Raw genomic sequence first — 17,868 nt, 5'->3', positions numbered from 1 at the left:
TTTTTTTAGATTAGTCTTCTTACTTCTCTCTAACATCGCGATTAACGATGGAATTCGCCAGCCGCTTCAGGTTGATAAACAATCTCTAACACACGAACGCGGGTTTCTACGCCATTAGGCAGTGCCCAGCTAATTTCATCATTGACGTGTAAGCCTAACAGCGCTGCACCAATCGGTGCCATGACAGACAGTTGTTCTGCGCTGTCTTTGAGTGACGCGGGATAAACTAGCGTACGAGTGCGCTCTTCATTACTAATCAGATCCAAGAAACGAATGGTGCTGTTCATTGTGACAACATCCGCGGGGATCTCTTGCGGAGATACAATATCCGCACGATCTAATTCATCGTTAAGGGCTTCTGCAACAGGAGTACCGGCATAAGCAGGTTGCTCCATCAGTGCATCTAAGCGTTCAGCATCTAAATCATTGATAATAATTGTTGGCTTTGTCATACCACACTCCAATAGAAACGTACAAAGCAAACACCCCCCACCCAGAAGGTAGGGGGTGTTTGCTAGAAATAAATTATTTTAAAATATTAGGCGCTATGGGCGTTAAAGGGAAGAGATCGCGATCACGAACTCGGCGCCTATGCGTGTAAAACCTTGTATATTGTTAGTTCCGGAGGGATTAGCTGACAAGATTACTCTTCGTCAAACCCACTTTCGAACAGCTTAATGATTGCAGATAATGCCGATTCTTCATCGGGTCCACTAACCTCAATATCAATTTTACTACCCTGTTCCGAGTCTAACATCAACATAGCAATAACGCTATCCGCCTCTGCCTCAATTTGACTGTCATTTTTTAAAATAACCCTAGAGTTAAATTTTTTAACTAAATCATAGAGAAGCATTGCGGGCCTAGCATGCATGCCCAAGCGATTTTTAAGCGTGATAGTCGCTTTGGCTGTCATTACTTACGTTTTTCTAATGTTCTGTGGCGAGACTGTACATTTTTCCCTCTTGAGCGGAAATAGTCAGCCAGTTGTTCAGCTACATACACTGAGCGGTGCTTTCCTCCCGTACAGCCAATGGCAACGGTCAGGTAACTACGATTATTGGTTTCTAACATCGGTAGCCACAATTCAAGGTAGCTACGCGTCTGATAAATAAAGTTATGCACTTCAGTGTGTCGGTCTAAGAATGCCGCCACAGGACGATCAAGACCAGTCATTGGACGTAATTTAGGATCCCAGTGTGGGTTAGGTAAAAAACGTACGTCAAACACGTAGTCGGCATCAATAGGAATACCATGTTTGAAACCAAAGGATTCAAACACCATGGTAAGCTCACGTTCTCGTTTGCCCATTAAGCGAGTTCTTAGCATCTCTGCTAGCTCGTGTACCGACATTTCAGAGGTATCAATGACTAAATCGGCACGGGAGCGCAGTGGCTCTAACAGCTCGTTTTCTTCATCAATCGCACTTTCTAATGATAAGTTTTTGCTAGAAAGTGGGTGTAATCTGCGTGTATCACTATAACGGCGAATTAAGGTGTTGCGATCCGCATCCAGAAATAATAATTGCGGCGAGAAGCTTGATGGTAGCCTATCAATCGCTTCTTCGAAAACCTCTGGGTTATCCGGCATGTTACGCACGTCAATGCTCACCGCCGCTGAAATATTACGATCAGCGAGTGAATTAGCTAACTCCGGCAGTAATACAACCGGTAGGTTATCCACACAATAGAAACCCATATCTTCCAGCGCGCGTAAGGCAACGGATTTTCCCGAACCGGAACGGCCGCTGACAATCATCAGCACCATGAGCTAACTCCCTTCTGTATCTTTAGGATCTGTATCTTAATGATCGATTTCTAACTGATCACCCAATTGTGATTATCGAGCACATCGAATTCTTTTTTGTATTTCGCCGTGTTTATGATGCCTAAGATGGGAAATCATAACAATTTCATCATCCTGGCACCAACACATATAAACAATAACCTACTCTACAATTATATTATATAACTCGTCATCACTTTGTGCTGAACGCAGACGTTTACATAATGTTTTATCCGCTAACTTTTTAGCGATCAAGGATAATGTATGCAAATGTGTTTTACACTGATCTGATGGAACGAGTAATGCAAAAAGTAGATCAACAGGTTGGTTATCAATAGCATCGAAAGAGATTGGCTCTTCTAAATGCAAAAATACGCCAACAGCGCGAGCATTTTCGCCTTCATTTAGCTTTCCATGAGGAATCGCAATTCCCCCGCCAATCCCCGTGGTTCCTACTTTTTCTCTGGTTAATAACGCTTCAAATACCGTATTTTCCGGCAATTCCAACTCAGCGGCAGCCAGTTCACTAATAATCTCTAGCGCTCTTTTCTTGCTCGTGCAGATGAGATTATTACGAGTACAACTTGCAGATAAAACATCGCTTAATTGGATTTCTATATCACTGTTCATTTTATTGTTCACTTAGGACTACAAAACCAGATGATGTATGCCATCATCTGGTTTAGAACATTAATCAATCAATAGATTGAAAATATGTATTAGTGTTGTCTCAGTTTTTCTTTATGTTTGGTTAATTGGCGGGAAAGTTTATCCACCAGTAAGTCGATTGCAGCGTACATGTCATTCTCTTCCGCCGTTGCGTGGAGTTCTGCACCATTGACTTGCACGGTAGCCTCAGCAATTTGCTGAACTTTCTCAACTTTCAGAACAACTTGGATACTGTTAATACGGTCAAACAATTGCTCTAATTTCTTGAGTTTTTTATCAACAATTTCGCGCAATGCAGGTGTAACTTCAATATTGTGCCCAGTAATCTGAAATTCCATACAATCTTCCTTATATTATCAATTAAACCAACTGCTTACGTTGATTTGATGGCGGAATAGATAACGACTCACGATACTTAGCAACAGTTCGACGGGCAACTTGAATACCTTGTTCAGCCAGCATACTCGTCAATTTACTGTCACTCAATGGTTTTGCTGGGTTTTCAGCAGCAACCAGTTTTTTCACCAGCGCACGAATGGCGGTTGAGGAGGCTTCTCCTCCGGTGTCGGTACTCACATGGCTGGAGAAAAAATACTTCAACTCAAAAATTCCCCGTGGACTATGGAGAAACTTTTGAGTTGTCACTCTTGAGATAGTCGATTCGTGCATATCCACTTGATAGGCTATATCTGCCAAAATCATCGGTTTCATATGCTCTTCGCCTAACTCAAAGAATTCTTGTTGTTGTTCTACAATACAAGTCGCCACTTTTAGCAGAGTCTCATGACGGCTCTCTAAGCTCTTAATTAGCCATTTTGCATCTTGTAAGTGACTGCGAATGTACTGGGAGTCACTTTCATTGGCTGAATTATTAACCATTGATGCATAATGATTATTGATACTTAGTTTAGGAATGCTATCTGTATTTAACTCAACTTGCCAGTGCCCACTGACTTTTTTCACCAGCACATCAGGAATAACATATTCCGATTCACCCGTATTGATGGATTGACCTGGTTTGGGATTGAGTGTCAGGATCAGGTCAATTGCTGTTTTTAAAGCGTCTTCTTTGAGGCGAGTGAGCTTACTTAGTTGCCTAAAATCACGGTTGGCGAGCAAATCAATATGATCGCTAATAATCACGCGAGCTTCTTGTAACCCAGCGGTTTCCTTAGGATATAAAGATAGCTGGATCAACAAACACTCTTTGAGATCTTGAGCCGCCACACCAAGGGGATCAAAGTGCTGGATACGTTTTAAGACAGCCACGACTTCTTCTAAGCTAATGTCGGGATCATCGATACCTTCATGGATTTCACTAATGGTATTGGTGAGGTAGCCCGATTCGTCGATGGAATCAATGATGGACGTCGCGATGGCTCGGTCGGTATCAGTAAATGGTGTTAAATTTGCCTGCCAAATTAAGTAATCTTGCAGGGTTTGCGTCGTTTCCCCTTGATAAACAGGAAGCTCATCAAAACTGTAGTCATTACTGGTTCCCGATGGTGTGCCAGCGGTATAAATCTCATCCCAATCGGCATCTAAAGGAAGTTCATCGGGGATATCATTTTTTTCGAGGGCATCTTTGGTATCGATTTCGCTGCTGTCAGTATGACTACTTAAGATATCGAGGTTGTCCTGCTCGGGGGATTGTTCTTCTTGTTCAAGTAGCGGATTTGTTTCAAGAGCAAGTTGGATTTCTTGTTGCAGCTCGAGTGTAGACAGTTGCAACAGACGAATGGCCTGCTGCAATTGCGGTGTCATTGCAAGTTGTTGACTGACTCTGAGCTGTAAACTTTGCTTCATGAATGTGCTTTATTCTCCATTACAACCCACACAACCAATATCATGGCAATCAACGATACGGCTAAAGACGAAAAGACTTTCTGGACTACAGTCTGAAACCTTCCCCTAAATACACACGTTTAACCTGTTCATTTTCAAGGATCATTTCTGGAGTGCCATGGGCAATCAGGTGTCCTTGACTCACAATATAAGCTCTTTCACAAACATCGAGCGTTTCACGAACATTATGGTCGGTGATTAATACGCCTAATCCATAATCTCGTAAATGCTGGATAATTTTTTTGATATCCAACACTGAAATTGGGTCAACCCCTGCAAATGGCTCATCCAATAAAATAAACTTTGGATTAGCAGCCAGTGCTCGTGCGATTTCCACTCGGCGGCGTTCACCACCAGAAAGTGACTGACCAATATTGTCACGCAAGTGAGTAATACTGAACTCTTCCATTAGCTCTTCAGCGCGATCTTTTCGTTGCTGAGAATCTAAATCAGAGCGGATCTCTAATACCGCCATCAGATTGTCATAGACACTTAGGCGACGAAAGATAGAGGCTTCTTGAGGAAGGTAACCAATCCCGCGACGCGCACGTTCATGCAGAGGCAGTAAACTAATATCTTCCCCATCGATTAAAATTTTACCTGCATCCCGCTGAACAATCCCGACGACCATATAAAAGGTAGTGGTTTTACCTGCACCGTTTGGGCCTAATAGACCGACGATTTCACCTGATTTAACTTCCAGGCTAACATCTTCAACAACGTTGCGTTTTTTATAGGATTTAGCCAGATGCTCTGCGGTTAATGTTGCCATGACAATTATTTACTCTTACTGGTTGATGAACCTTGTGCGGCCGGACCTTTTTCTTGTAACTGTGCAGGTAACAAGACGGTGGTTACGCGCTTACCTTTATCACTGAATGCTTCCATTTTTTGAGTTGGAACCACATAGGTAATTTTATCGCCTTTAATATTGCTATCGAGCTGCTCGAGATAAGCGTCGCCAGTTAACGTTACAAGTTGCTGATCAACTTCATAGCGTGCTTTTGATGCGTGACCTTTAATTGGCTTACCATCATCTTGTAGCTGAAAGAATGTGACTGGCGTACCGAAAGCTTCAATGACAATTTTATCTGAATCGCTACTTGGGCGAGTGACAACCACTTTGTTTGCACGGATATCAATAGAGCCCTGTTTGATCACCACGTCATCAGTAAATGTGGTGACATTTTTTTCTAAATCAAGGGATTGCTTAACCGAGTTGATTGTCATCGGTTGCTGAGTATCAGTTTTCAGTGCCATTGCCGGCAGACTTAGAGCTAACATTGCGCTAGCAATAGCTCCTTGAATAAAACGTTTCTTAGTGACTGGATTCATTTTGTTGCTCTTTCGGTTGTAACTCATATTGAGTTTTAACATCTTCAATTAATTCAGCGGTTCGACTGCGAAGATTCCCGCGCATTTTTAAGCCCGTTGAATTTAGCCCTTTCCCGATAATGGTGACTTTATCGTCAGATGAAACATCTTGTGTCACGAGGTTGACGACGGCATTATCCGTTAGAACACGCTGGATTTGTGACTCCTGAGTCAAGCTATCAACCTGAACATCACTATAAAGATAGAGTACACGCTCTTTGGTTAATCTTGCTTTTATCGACTTAACGGTCCACGTCGGAACCCCTGCATCGTTATAGGTTGTTAATACTGGGTTCGTAAACCAAGTAATTTTCCCACTGGTATAATTATCTACTTTCTTGGCGGCGAGTTTATACGCTAAATCACCCATCGGATTATAGACGAAAGTTACTGAATCATCAGTTTGATAATTAGGTTGCCCGTCATTTATTTCGGTACCTGCTACTTGGAGGTCATCTTGCCCGGTAAAGTTCCAGCCAATAAGCCCTAAAGCTATCAGGGATAAAATAAGGATTAACCACTTCTTCGCGTTACTCATGAATGATATCTATTCTTTAAATCGATAAGCCTTTAGCTTCGTCTAGTTTATTTTGGGCTAGCAAGATCAGGTCGCATAGTTCACGTACAGCACCTTTTCCGCCACCAATACGAGTGACATAGTCTGCTTTAGGTAACAATAGGGGATGCGCATCAGCTACAGCCACAGATAACCCAACTTTTGCCATCACAGGCCAGTCAATTAAGTCATCGCCGATATACGCCGTTTGCTCTTCAGTTAACTGTAGTGTATCTAACAGTTCACGATACGCCAAAAGCTTATCGCTTTGTCCTTGGTAAAGATATGTAATACCCAATGTTTTGGCTCTATCTTCAAGGAGTTTAGCTTTGCGTCCAGTGATAATCGCAACCTCGATTCCCGAGGTTAATAAGCAGCGGATACCATAGCCATCACGCACATTAAAGGCTTTCAGCTCTTCACCATTATTACCCATAAAAATTAAGCCATCGGACATCACGCCATCGACGTCACAAATTAACAGTTTAATTTTGGCTGCTTTTTCTATCACAGAATTGGCCACTGCCCCATAGCAAGTATTCTGATAATTAGCGTTCATATCATTTCCTTTATTTATACAACCCCTGCTTGCAGCAGATCGTGCATATGAAGAACACCCACTAATTTGTTGCCGTCAGCGACTAACAGTGAAGTAACATGTCGAGATTGCATAAGATTTAGTGCTTCAACAGCCAGCATACCCGGGGCAACTCGAATACCACCTGGAGTCATTAAATCGGCAATTTTGGCGTTATTGAGGTCAATGCCCATATCAAAGATACGGCGTAAATCCCCATCGGTGAAAATACCTTCAATATTCATGTCATCGCCACAAATAACGGTCATACCTAGTTTTTTGCGAGTGATTTCAATTAAGGCTTCACGTAAAGAAGCACTTTTAGAAATATGCGGGATATCATCACCAGTACTCATTAAATCACGAACTAATAATAAAAGTTTGCGTCCAAGTGCGCCCCCTGGATGTGACAGGGCAAAATCATCTGCTGTAAAGCCTCGTGCAGTTAACAATGCAATGGCTAATGCATCTCCCATTACTAGGGTTGCAGTGGTGCTGGTGGTCGGTGCTAAACCTAACGGACAAGCTTCTTGTGGTACTTTGATGCACAGATGAATATCCGCATATTTTCCCATGCTGCTTTCTGGGTTATTGGTCATGCAGATTAATGGCACTTTAATGCGTTTAAGTACTGGAAGCAGAGCTAAAATTTCCCCTGATTCCCCTGAATTTGAGATCGCTAATACAATATCTTTATCGGTGACCATACCAAGATCACCATGACTTGCTTCTCCGGGATGAACAAAAAATGAAGGTGTTCCTGTACTCGCAAGTGTTGCTGCGATTTTTGTTCCAATATGCCCTGATTTTCCCATCCCCATAACGACAACTTTGCCTTGGCAAGAAAAAATTTTCTGACAAGCGAGGTCAAAATCATGATTGATATATTGTTCTAGGTTTTTAGACCTTCGCGTTCGATATGGAGAACTTCTTTACCTACTTTCTGAAAATCGATATTTGACATTTCTAGTTCCATGGGTAGTTTCGGTTGGATCAAATTAGCAAAATTGGATTGTATAACGAATACTTAGTATCAGTAAGTATTTTGTCTGCTAAGCTTTCATTAATCCTGTCAGTACAGCTAGTTATTATCTAATAAAGAGAAAAAACGTCCGAATAAATACCTAGCAGCACCGATGTCCAAAAAAATATTTTCTAGTTCGCATACTCTTGTGTTGGATAGGTAAATTTCTAAGAGCTATCTTCTATTAATTAGGTAAAATATTCGTTAACTATAGTGAAATTTAACTCATATTCATCCGCATAGTGGTTTATCTCTATTTATAGTCACATCCACCGTCATATTTTCGGCGATATAGTACTATAAATAATAGGTTGATGTGATATAGGACGATTTTGGGTTTATTTTTCTGTAAAATCCCGACTTAATTTTAAAAATCTAAGTTTGGCATATAACCGAGTTATTAAACGATGCAAGCACAGACAGACAACTTAATCGAAGTCAAAAATATGTCATTTACGCGGGGAAATAGGAAAATATTTGAGAATATTAACCTAACGGTACCTCGCGGTAAGATCACGGCGATTATGGGGCCTTCAGGGATCGGTAAAACGACATTGTTACGCCTGATTGGTGGTCAGTTACGTCCTGAAGAAGGTGAAATATGGTTTGATGGCGACAATATTCCTGCGTTGTCTCGTTCTAAATTGTATCAATCACGTAAGAAAATGAGCATGCTGTTTCAATCCGGTGCGTTGTTTACGGATATGGACGTGTTTAATAATGTGGCTTTTCCATTGCGCGAGCATACGAACTTACCAGAATCATTGATTCATACGACAGTGATGATGAAATTAGAAGCGGTTGGGCTACGTGGTGCGGCACAGTTGATGCCGTCTGAATTATCGGGTGGAATGGCTCGCCGTGCAGCGCTAGCCAGAGCGATTGCACTGGATCCAGATTTAATTATGTTTGATGAGCCTTTTGTTGGGCAAGACCCGATTACAATGGGTGTTTTGGTCAAGCTAATCGATGAACTCAATCAAGCACTTGGGGTTACCTGTGTCGTGGTTTCCCATGATGTTCCTGAAGTTTTGAGCATTGCTGATAAAGCTTACATTGTTGCGCAGCAGCATGTGATTGCGAAAGGAACGGGAGAAGAGCTACGGGAAAATCAAGACCCGCGAGTGAGACAGTTTATGGATGGTATTGCTGATGGTCCGGTGCCGTTTCGGTTCCCGGCTAATGACTACTCAGCTGATTTATTAGGGTAAATAAAGATGATAATAAAGGCGATAGCTGCCTTCGGACGTCGGTGGATTGAGACTTTTGCAGCGTTTGGTCGTGCGGGCTATATGCTGTTTCGTGCATTATTCGGTAAGCCTGAATTTGCGAAACAGTGGCCGCTATTAATGCAGCAGCTTTATTCAGTGGGCGTTCAGTCGCTCCTGATTGTTGCGGTATCGGGTTTATTTATTGGCATGGTTTTGGGGCTTCAAGGTTATTTGGTATTAACCACATTTAGTGCTGAAGCTAGTCTTGGCATGATGGTGGCGTTATCACTGTTGCGTGAATTAGGCCCCGTTGTCACTGCCTTGCTGTTTGCGGGGCGCGCGGGATCAGCATTAACAGCCGAAATTGGTTTAATGAAAGCAACGGAGCAAATTTCGAGTTTAGAAATGATGGCCGTCGATCCTCTAAGACGCGTAATTGCACCAAGATTTTGGGCCGGTTTTATTAGCATGCCATTATTATCCCTAATTTTTGTTGCCGTCGGTATTATTGGCGGTGCGATTGTTGGGGTGGATTGGAAAGGGATTGATCCAGGCTTCTTTTGGTCATCAATGCAGTCTTCCATTGAATGGCGATTAGATATAGTGAACTGCTTTATCAAAAGTTTAGTCTTCGCGATAACGGTGACTTGGATTGCACTCTTTAATGGTTATGATGCAATTCCAACTTCAGAAGGGATTAGCCGAGCGACAACTAAAACAGTTGTTCATGCATCGTTATCGGTTTTGGGGTTAGATTTCGTACTGACAGCACTGATGTTTGGGAACTAAGTCATGCAAAGTAAAAAAAGTGAAATATGGGTTGGTTGTTTTATGTTGTTGGCGATCGCCGCAATTGTATTCTTATGCTTAAAAGTCGCTGATTTAAAATCGATTGGGAGTCAATCAACCTATCAAGTTTCAGCCCCCTTCGAAAATGTGGGTGGCTTAAAGGTCGGTTCTCCCGTCAAGGTCGGTGGTGTGGTTATTGGGCGTGTTGCGAGTATCTCGTTAGACAAAAAGAACTATGTTCCCGAAGTGAAAATCGACTTATTGAGTGAGTACGACAATATTCCGGATTCCAGTTCTTTGTCGATTCGTACCTCAGGTTTGCTGGGCGAGCAATATATTGCGATGAATATTGGACCTGATGATGAAGATATGGGAATTGCGATTTTGAAAGATGGGGGGCGTTTAGAAGATACTAAGCCTGCCATGGTGTTAGAAGATTTAATCGGTCAGTTCTTATATAAGAGTGGCGATAGCCAAGGTACAGAGCCTGCTCAAGTCCCTGCACCGGCACATTAATTTTGGTATTCCCTGTGAATTTAAAAGGAATAAATTATGTTTAAACGTTTATTGATGGTTGCGATGCTTGCGATTGCCCCATTTGCGATGGCAATCGACCAAACCAATCCTTATAAATTAATGGATGAGGCGGCAGATAAAACTTTTAATCGCTTAAAGTCAGAGCAGCCTAAAATTAGACAGAATCCTGATTATTTGCGTACTATTGTGCGTGAAGAATTACTGCCATATGTACAGATTAAATATGCAGGGGCATTGGTATTAGGGACCTATTATAAAGGTGCAACTCCTGCACAGCGCGATGCTTATTTTAAAGCATTCGAAGCCTATCTTGAGCAAGTTTATGGTCAAGCATTAGCTATGTATCATGGTCAAACTTATAGCATTGCCCCAGAACAACCGTTAGGGGATAAAAATATTGTTGCAATCCGTGTGACGATAAATGATACCAATGGTCGCCCGCCTGTACGTCTAGATTTTCAATGGCGTAAAAACAGTAAAACGGGTTACTGGCAAGCTTATGACATGATCGCTGAAGGTGTCAGCATGATCACCACAAAACAGAATGAGTGGGGCGATATTCTACGTAAGCAAGGTATTGATGGCTTAACTCAACAGTTAGAGCGCAGTGCTCAAATCCCTATTACTTTAGAAGAGAACAGGTAATATGAGCGGTCAGCTGTCATGGGCGCAGAATGAAACAACATTAGTTATTTCAGGGATTTTGGATCGAGATTCAATATTAGGGTTTTGGGAAAAACGCCAGTCGTTACTCAGCCATATAGAGTCTATTGATGTTTCCAATTTATCCCATGTGGATTCAACAGGCTTAGCGATGTTAGTCCGCCTTAAAGGCGAATATCAATCCCAGCAGCGTCCACTGAAATTTGTGGGTATCAGCGATAACCTGAATACCTTGATTGAGCTGTATGGTGTGAAAGCTTTTCTCATCAATTAGGTCAAGTTATGTAAAAAAGAGCGCCTCTGTGTGTTTTTGTGTACCAGAGGCGTTTTCTATGGTTTAAGTGTTGTGCTGGATCTATTAGGATAGGCACCTATATTTACTATCATGAATAATCATAAGATTGAGTTATTATGGAAACCAACGAAATAAAGCAAGTATTGATGGAAAAGCTGTCTCTGGATGAAGCGATCGTGACTGGCGACGGCAGCCACTTTCAAGTCATTGCTGTGGGCAGCCTATTTGACGGCATGAGCCGTGTTAAGCAGCAGCAGGCTATTTATGCTCCGTTAATGGAATATATTGCGGACAACCGGATTCATGCGCTTTCAATCAAAGCTTATACGCCAGCACAGTGGGAGCGAGACCGTAAACTGAGTGGGCTATAAGCATTAAAATGTAAGCGAACAGTTTGTAATATTTGACACACGAGAATATCAGAATGGATAAATTTTTAGTCAAAGGACCAACCCGCCTGTCGGGGGAAGTTTCTATCTCAGGCGCTAAAAACGCCGCACTCCCAATCCTGTTCGCTGCTTTATTAGCTGAAGAGCCTGTAGAAATACAGAATGTCCCTAAGCTGAAAGATATCGATACAACGATTAAGTTACTGAGCCAACTTGGTGTCAAAATTGAACGTAATGGTTCTATTTTTGTTGATGCTAGCAATGTGACTGAATATTGTGCCCCCTATGACCTAGTGAAAACCATGCGTGCATCTATTTGGGCATTAGCTCCGCTGGTGGCGCGTTTTGGTCATGGTGAAGTTTCTTTACCGGGCGGCTGTGCTATCGGCGCACGTCCTGTTGACTTGCACATTAGTGGCTTAGCACAATTAGGCGCACATATCGTTTTAGAAGACGGCTATGTGAAAGCGACCGTTGATGGTCGTTTAAAAGGCGCAGATATCGTGATGGATAAAGTGAGTGTAGGTGCAACCATCAGCATCATGACGGCAGCCACACTCGCTGAAGGTACCACGACTATTGAAAATGCAGCTCGTGAACCTGAAATTGAAGATACTGCGAATTTCTTAAACACACTCGGCGCTAAAATTACAGGTGCAGGAACTGACCGCATTGTGATTGAAGGCGTGCTGCGCTTAGGTGGCGGAGTGTATCGTGTTCTTCCTGACCGTATTGAAACAGGTACCTTTTTAATTGCTGCGGCAGTTTCTCGCGGTAAAGTTATTTGTCGCAACGCATGTCCAGATACGTTGGATGCGGTGTTAGCCAAATTACGTGAAGCAGGTGCTAAGATTGAAGTTGGTGACGATTGGATCAGTCTTGATATGGAAGGCAAACGTCCTAAAGCAGTGACTTTACGTACAGCGCCACATCCTGGTTTCCCTACTGATATGCAAGCCCAGTTCAGTTTACTGAATTTAGTCGCCGAAGGTGCAGGTATGATCACGGAGACTATCTTTGAAAACCGTTTCATGCACATTCCTGAGCTGATTCGTATGGGGGCTCACGCAGATATCGAAAGTAATACGGTATTATGTCACGGAGTTGAAAAACTGACAGGGGCGCAGGTTATGGCAACTGACTTACGTGCATCAGCAAGTTTAGTGATTGCGGGCTGTATCGCGGAAGGAACCACGACGGTTGACCGTATTTATCATATCGACCGTGGATATGAAAATATTGAAGATAAATTACGTGGTTTAGGTGCAAATATTCAACGAGTTCACTCTGAAGAATAATTGAGTATAGAGCGGGTTGAATCGCTAAATGAAGAAAAGGTTGTTCTGTAGCGGAACAGCCTTTTTTATTAGAAAAATTTTAGCTGGCTGCTTGCCCTTCAGGTAATTCTTCAATGACAACATCAATATTTTTTATTTCACCATCTCGTAGGATTTGAACTGGAATTTTACTGCCAGGACGAATTTCAGCCACGTAATCCATAGTTTCTGCGGCAGAGACAGCCGGTTTACCATCTAAGGACAAAATGATATCCCCTTGAATAATACCAGATTTACCCGCAGGTCCATTTGGTGATACTTGGAAGATACGTAAACCTTGAATCTGATTAATATTGTTATTGTTTGAACGAATTTGTGGCAATTCGCGGGCAGTAATACCGATATAACCGCGGATCACTCGGCCATCACGGATTAATTTCTCCATGATCTTAGTGGCTAGAGGCGTTGGAATGGCAAAGCTTAACCCTTCGGAGTTAAGACCTTGTCCCGCACTAAAGGAGAGGGTGTTGATCCCAACTAATTCACCTTCAGTATTAATCAGCGCACCGCCGGAGTTACCGGAGTTTATCGAGGCATCGGTTTGTAGAAAATTTTGTCTACGTGTAGAACTTAATCCAACACGCCCAGTGGCGCTGATAATACCTTGAGTGACTGTTTGTCCAAGGTTATACGGATTACCAATGGCTAAAACCACATCTCCTACATGAGTAACTCGACGCGTATTAATTGGGATCACTGGAAGATTTTCCGCATCAATTTTCAATACAGCAAGATCAGTTAGGGGATCAGAACCCACCAATAAGGCATCAAAAATAGCGCCATCCTGTAATGCGACGAGGATTTGGTCAGGGTTATCAACGACATGTTTGTTGGTAATAATATAGCCATTGGCGCTAAGGATCACTCCAGAACCCAGTGATTGTAACTCCCGCCCGGACTGGGAGAAACTGCCTTTAGAGCTACTATAAACATACACAACCGCTGGCGCGGCACGGCGCACAGCTTTATTGTAACTAACTGGCTCGCTATTGGTTTTGCCATACAGTAAGTTGGCTAACCCTTGTGGGCGCAAGGAAGGGACCGCAATAATGATAATCGAGGCGGTAACTAAACCTAGCACGACAGACAAAAGTAGCTTTTTGACCATATTAAAGGTTACCAAGGTTAGCTTGATTAGATTTATTTTATAGGTAGATACTTTGAGCATAACATAAAAAAACAGGTACAGCAGAGTGTACTGTACCTGTTTTATTGATTTAAATAGTTTTTATTAATGAATTAGTTTTTCATCAATAAATAGAGGGTTTCACCACCACGTAAGACTTTCATTGCCAGTACTGGAGGTTTGCTCTCTATGATCTTGCGGAACTGTTCGATGTTTTCGACTCGAGCATCATTCACACCAAAGATCAGGTCACCTTTCACTAAGCCAACTAATGCCGCTGGTGATTTCGGTGCTACATTGTCAATTTGAACCCCTTTAGTATTGCTAACAATCGCATTTGAGATTGTTGCACCTAATAATGATTCACTGAGTTTTTCCGCTTTTGTCGCAGAACCTTCATCGCTGTCTAGGACGACTTTCACTTCCATTGGCTTACCTGAGCGGATCAGGCCAAGGGTGATTTCTTTACCTAGTTGACTCGTTCCAATTTTGGCTCTTAATTCTGCAAAGCTATTGATTCGTTTACCATCAACAGAAACTAATACGTCACCAGATTTAATACCGGCCTTCGCTGCCGATGACTTAGGAATGACTTCGCTGACGAATGCACCACGTTGGGCATCGATATTGAACGCTTTAGCGATGTCAGAGTTCATTTCAGTACCCTTAATACCCAAGATACCGCGTTTGACTTCACCATGTTTAATCAGTTGCTCACTCAGGCTTTTCGCCATGTTGCTAGGGATAGCAAAGCCAATACCGATGTTACCGCCGCCTGGCGCTAAAATAGCGGTGTTGATACCAATCAATTCACCGTTTAAGTTAACCAGAGCACCCCCTGAGTTACCACGGTTAATTGAGGCGTCAGTCTGGATAAAGTTTTCTAAACCTTCCAGATTTAATCCACTACGACCAAGTGCAGAAATAATCCCTGATGTTGCAGTTTGTCCTAAACCGAATGGGTTACCGACAGCAACAGCAAAATCTCCAACACGCAGCTTATCTGAGTCAGCGATAGAGACAGCAGTTAAATTTTTGATATCTTTAGCATTAGATATTTTTAATAACGCAATATCTGTTTGGGGATCTTTACCGATCAGTTTGACATCAATTTCTCGACCATCGTTAAGTTGGATTTGGATTTTGTCCGCACCATCAATAACGTGGTTATTGGTTAGCACATAACCTTGAGTGGCATCGATAATGACACCAGAACCTAACCCTTCAAATGGACGTACGCTTTGTTGTTGCGATGGAGTATTTGGCCCAAAGAAGAATTTCAATTCATCTGGAATCTGTTGTGTTTGAACGCGAGTACCTGAAACGTGAATGTTAACCACTGCCGGTAGTACTTTTTCCAGCATAGGTGCCAAGCTTGGCATATTTTGACTTTGTGCAGATATTGGCAACGTTGCAGGCAACGCAGCACTACTAATTGTAGGGATAGTTGATAGAGTTAACCCTAAACTCATTGCGACAGCAGTTAGAAAAAAATTTTTTCTTTTCATCATTCCGTAGATTCTCTCAAAAATAAAATATCAACTCACGATAGAAACCTCGATTAAAACATCATGAATTGAGATATTTGTTGGTCTCAAATTTAACTTAACTGAGTACTATGACTACAGATTATGCTCAAAAGTTCCCAATGCGGATAGTACTTATCCACTATTTTACATCTGTTTACATGATATTTAAGTGAAACTCGAACTTCTATACAGTTATTAAATTAACTATAAGATTTTATTCATAATTGGATGGGATATGAATGTACTGAGGGGAATAGACTGAAATATTGAATAGCCACCCGTAATGTAGGATTACGGGTGGCTGAATAGCGTAATTACTTCTCTTTTTCTTCAACAGGGCGGAATAACCCTGAAGCGCCTTCAGAATAATCTCTTGGTGGCATTTTTACCGGAGCTTGGTCGTTATCAGCTTCAGATTCAGTCAAACGGTAGTTGAACGGATTATCTTGCATATCAGGCATTAACTCTGATGAGCTTTGAGCCATATGTTGATATAGCTGGCGATAGTCACGTGCCATTTTATCCAGTAATTCTGCGCTGCGAGCAAAGTGGCTGACAAGTTCTTTACGATACTCTTCGAGTTCAGTACTTTTCTTGTCTAATTCAGCCTGTGCTGTTTTTTGTTGACGAAGTTTTGGATTGCCATAACGCACAACCAATGCGCCGATGATAAAACCAACAACTAATCCTATTAGTGCATACTCCCAAGTCATGCTAACTCCTTCGTTTACTTCAATCAAAATTCACAGAAAATATTCGCCAAAAATTTAGCTCGATTACCCTAACTATACCCGTTAATGGCCAATCTGTTAATGACTAAAGAGTGGAATAATAAAGCAAAATTCCTTACTCTATGCCGAATGGTTAATCGAAAGTTAAATGATAACAGAATCTGGTTATAATAAAGGCAGTGTATATCATATAACGGTAAAAAAAACCGAAAATTTTAAGGATTATTCAGTTAATGTCGCCGATGACCCCTACTATGCGTTACCAGCAGGCAATTGCTCAAGGCAATTTTCAGCCGGACGATGTTCAAAAGCAAGCAGTCGAGCGTTTAGATAAAATTTATCAACAACTTTGCAGTGCAACACCTTGTTTTCCCAATGAGAAACCGACAGGCTTAAAACAACGTTTTGGTCGTTTGCTTGGCAAACCATCAACAAAAAGCTGCGAGCCTGTACAAGGGTTATATATGTGGGGGGGAGTTGGTCGAGGAAAAACATGGCTGATGGATATGTTTTATGACAGCCTGCCTGGCGATCGAAAACTGCGCTTACATTTCCACCGTTTTATGAAGAAAGTGCAGGAAGATTTAATGGCATTACAAGGGCAAGAAAACCCATTAGAAACTATCGCCGATGAGTTTAAAAAACAGACGGATGTATTGTGTTTTGATGAGTTTTTCGTGTCTGATATTACCGATGCCATGATCTTAGGGACTTTGCTTGAAGGTCTATTCGCTCGTGGAATTACGTTAGTTGCTACATCGAATATTACTCCAGACAACCTTTATCGTAATGGACTACAACGGGCACGCTTCTTACCTGCCATTGAGCAAATTAAAAAATATTGCGATGTCATGAATGTGGATGCTGGAATTGATTATCGCCTGCGTACATTGACACAAGCACATCTATTTTTATCACCAATTAATGAGCAAAACCGTCAGCACCTCGATGAAACGTTCATTAAATTAGCAGGTAAAGAGGGGCACAAAACCCCTGTATTGGAAGTAAATCATCGCCAAATGCAGGCAATTCGCTCCGCAGAAGGGGTACTTGCCATTAGTTTTAAAGTGTTGTGTGAAGAGCCTCGTAGTCAAAATGACTATATCTACCTCTCTAACTGCTATCACACTGTACTTCTGTACGATGTGCCTGTAATGGGAATGGCGGATGAGAATCCAGCTAGACGTTTTCTCGCGCTTATTGATGAGTTCTACGAGCGTAAGGTAAAATTAATGATTAATGCGCAAGTGCCGATGGAGTCACTCTATCAAGGGCAACTTTTAGCATTTGAGTACCAACGTTGCTTTTCTCGCCTACAAGAAATGCAGAGCGAAGAATATTTAAAGATCCCGCATTTATCATAGGTTTTTATCAGTACGATAAAAACAGCGTAAGTTTGGGCGTTTAATGAGCATATAACGCTGATTATCG

The 17,868-nt window shown here is 42.0% G+C and carries 21 protein-coding genes and 1 pseudogene; 8 read left to right on the top strand and 14 right to left on the bottom strand.

Translation table 11 applies throughout. From position 1 onward, the window contains the following. Positions 1-41: 41 nt before the first annotated feature. The 11 genes and pseudogenes from rnk to kdsD all read right to left on the bottom strand — a co-directional run bounded on the left by rnk (position 42) and on the right by kdsD (position 7,782). On the bottom strand, positions 42-452 hold the full coding sequence (rnk, locus tag EL244_RS14735) for a nucleoside diphosphate kinase regulator (RefSeq protein WP_006814236.1): 411 nt from the start codon (positions 450-452) through the stop codon (positions 42-44). 191 nt (positions 453-643) lie between these two features. After that, positions 644-916, bottom strand: a complete 273-nt coding sequence (gene npr / locus EL244_RS14730; RefSeq protein ID WP_006814235.1) for a PTS phosphocarrier protein NPr — start codon at positions 914-916, stop codon at positions 644-646. Then, the gene (gene rapZ, locus EL244_RS14725; RefSeq protein WP_006814234.1) at positions 916-1,767 is read right to left on the bottom strand and encodes an RNase adapter RapZ; all 852 of its coding nucleotides are present in this window, start codon (positions 1,765-1,767) and stop codon (positions 916-918) included. The genes npr and rapZ overlap by 1 nt, the downstream gene beginning before the upstream one ends. A gap of 180 nt (positions 1,768-1,947) precedes the next feature. Then, a complete protein-coding gene (ptsN, locus tag EL244_RS14720) occupies positions 1,948-2,415 on the bottom strand; it encodes a PTS IIA-like nitrogen regulatory protein PtsN (protein ID WP_006814233.1) in 468 nt (155 codons plus the stop codon). A gap of 89 nt (positions 2,416-2,504) precedes the next feature. Further along, positions 2,505-2,792, bottom strand: a complete 288-nt coding sequence (gene hpf / locus EL244_RS14715) for a ribosome hibernation promoting factor (RefSeq protein ID WP_006814232.1) — start codon at positions 2,790-2,792, stop codon at positions 2,505-2,507. Between the two features lie 22 nt (positions 2,793-2,814). Next, positions 2,815-4,260 carry an RNA polymerase factor sigma-54 gene (gene rpoN / locus EL244_RS14710; protein ID WP_126461865.1) on the bottom strand — a complete coding sequence of 482 codons (1,446 nt, stop codon included), beginning with the start codon at positions 4,258-4,260 and terminating at the stop codon, positions 2,815-2,817. 85 nt (positions 4,261-4,345) lie between these two features. Then, positions 4,346-5,071 carry an LPS export ABC transporter ATP-binding protein gene (gene lptB, locus EL244_RS14705; RefSeq protein WP_006814230.1) on the bottom strand — a complete coding sequence of 242 codons (726 nt, stop codon included), beginning with the start codon at positions 5,069-5,071 and terminating at the stop codon, positions 4,346-4,348. A 5-nt stretch (positions 5,072-5,076) separates the two neighbouring features. Then, on the bottom strand, positions 5,077-5,634 hold the full coding sequence (lptA, locus tag EL244_RS14700; RefSeq protein ID WP_006814229.1) for a lipopolysaccharide ABC transporter substrate-binding protein LptA: 558 nt from the start codon (positions 5,632-5,634) through the stop codon (positions 5,077-5,079). Further along, positions 5,618-6,211, bottom strand: coding sequence for an LPS export ABC transporter periplasmic protein LptC (gene lptC, locus EL244_RS14695; RefSeq protein WP_126461862.1), 594 nt, complete (start codon positions 6,209-6,211; stop codon positions 5,618-5,620). Before lptC ends, lptA begins: the two co-directional genes overlap by 17 nt. 16 nt (positions 6,212-6,227) lie before the next feature. Next, positions 6,228-6,788, bottom strand: a complete 561-nt coding sequence (gene kdsC, locus EL244_RS14690) for a 3-deoxy-manno-octulosonate-8-phosphatase KdsC (RefSeq protein ID WP_006814227.1) — start codon at positions 6,786-6,788, stop codon at positions 6,228-6,230. A gap of 14 nt (positions 6,789-6,802) precedes the next feature. After that, positions 6,803-7,782: pseudogene (gene kdsD / locus EL244_RS14685) on the bottom strand (arabinose-5-phosphate isomerase KdsD). 455 nt (positions 7,783-8,237) lie between these two features. Between kdsD and mlaF the strand changes: the two are divergent. The 7 genes from mlaF (at position 8,238) to murA (ending at position 13,012) form a co-directional block, all read left to right on the top strand. Continuing rightward, entirely contained in the window at positions 8,238-9,041 is an 804-nt protein-coding gene (gene mlaF, locus EL244_RS14680) for a phospholipid ABC transporter ATP-binding protein MlaF (RefSeq protein WP_006814225.1), read from the top strand. A 6-nt stretch (positions 9,042-9,047) separates the two neighbouring features. Beyond that, complete coding sequence (gene mlaE, locus EL244_RS14675; RefSeq protein ID WP_006814224.1) at positions 9,048-9,830, top strand: lipid asymmetry maintenance ABC transporter permease subunit MlaE; 783 nt, start codon at positions 9,048-9,050, stop codon at positions 9,828-9,830. Positions 9,831-9,833: 3 nt separating this feature from the next. Further along, positions 9,834-10,346, top strand: a complete 513-nt coding sequence (gene mlaD, locus EL244_RS14670; RefSeq protein WP_126461858.1) for an outer membrane lipid asymmetry maintenance protein MlaD — start codon at positions 9,834-9,836, stop codon at positions 10,344-10,346. A 36-nt stretch (positions 10,347-10,382) separates the two neighbouring features. Further along, positions 10,383-11,012 carry a phospholipid-binding protein MlaC gene (gene mlaC / locus EL244_RS14665; protein WP_006814222.1) on the top strand — a complete coding sequence of 210 codons (630 nt, stop codon included), beginning with the start codon at positions 10,383-10,385 and terminating at the stop codon, positions 11,010-11,012. Position 11,013: 1 nt separating this feature from the next. Next, positions 11,014-11,304: a lipid asymmetry maintenance protein MlaB gene (gene mlaB, locus EL244_RS14660; protein ID WP_006814221.1), complete on the top strand. Its 291-nt coding sequence runs from the start codon at positions 11,014-11,016 to the stop codon at positions 11,302-11,304. Between the two features lie 137 nt (positions 11,305-11,441). Next, the gene (gene ibaG, locus EL244_RS14655; RefSeq protein WP_006814220.1) at positions 11,442-11,696 is read left to right on the top strand and encodes a BolA family iron metabolism protein IbaG; all 255 of its coding nucleotides are present in this window, start codon (positions 11,442-11,444) and stop codon (positions 11,694-11,696) included. 53 nt (positions 11,697-11,749) lie between these two features. Next, positions 11,750-13,012 carry a UDP-N-acetylglucosamine 1-carboxyvinyltransferase gene (gene murA / locus EL244_RS14650; RefSeq protein WP_006814219.1) on the top strand — a complete coding sequence of 421 codons (1,263 nt, stop codon included), beginning with the start codon at positions 11,750-11,752 and terminating at the stop codon, positions 13,010-13,012. A gap of 79 nt (positions 13,013-13,091) precedes the next feature. Here the strand turns inward: murA and degS are convergent, their stop codons facing one another. The 3 genes from degS to zapG all read right to left on the bottom strand — a co-directional run bounded on the left by degS (position 13,092) and on the right by zapG (position 16,419). Continuing rightward, complete coding sequence (gene degS / locus EL244_RS14645; RefSeq protein WP_126461855.1) at positions 13,092-14,159, bottom strand: outer membrane-stress sensor serine endopeptidase DegS; 1,068 nt, start codon at positions 14,157-14,159, stop codon at positions 13,092-13,094. A 131-nt stretch (positions 14,160-14,290) separates the two neighbouring features. Beyond that, positions 14,291-15,685, bottom strand: a complete 1,395-nt coding sequence (locus EL244_RS14640) for a Do family serine endopeptidase (RefSeq protein WP_172597552.1) — start codon at positions 15,683-15,685, stop codon at positions 14,291-14,293. A gap of 335 nt (positions 15,686-16,020) precedes the next feature. Continuing rightward, positions 16,021-16,419 carry a Z-ring associated protein ZapG gene (gene zapG, locus EL244_RS14635; RefSeq protein WP_006814216.1) on the bottom strand — a complete coding sequence of 133 codons (399 nt, stop codon included), beginning with the start codon at positions 16,417-16,419 and terminating at the stop codon, positions 16,021-16,023. Positions 16,420-16,670: 251 nt separating this feature from the next. On the opposite strand from zapG, the gene zapE reads away from it, so the two are divergent. Next, positions 16,671-17,801 carry a cell division protein ZapE gene (zapE, locus tag EL244_RS14630; RefSeq protein WP_126461847.1) on the top strand — a complete coding sequence of 377 codons (1,131 nt, stop codon included), beginning with the start codon at positions 16,671-16,673 and terminating at the stop codon, positions 17,799-17,801. Positions 17,802-17,868 lie beyond the last annotated feature (67 nt).

The sequence above is a fragment of the Providencia rustigianii genome (genome assembly GCF_900637755.1).
GTDB classification, from domain to species: Bacteria; Pseudomonadota; Gammaproteobacteria; order Enterobacterales; family Enterobacteriaceae; genus Providencia; species Providencia rustigianii.
This window is presented reverse-complemented; position numbering and strand designations above follow the sequence as displayed.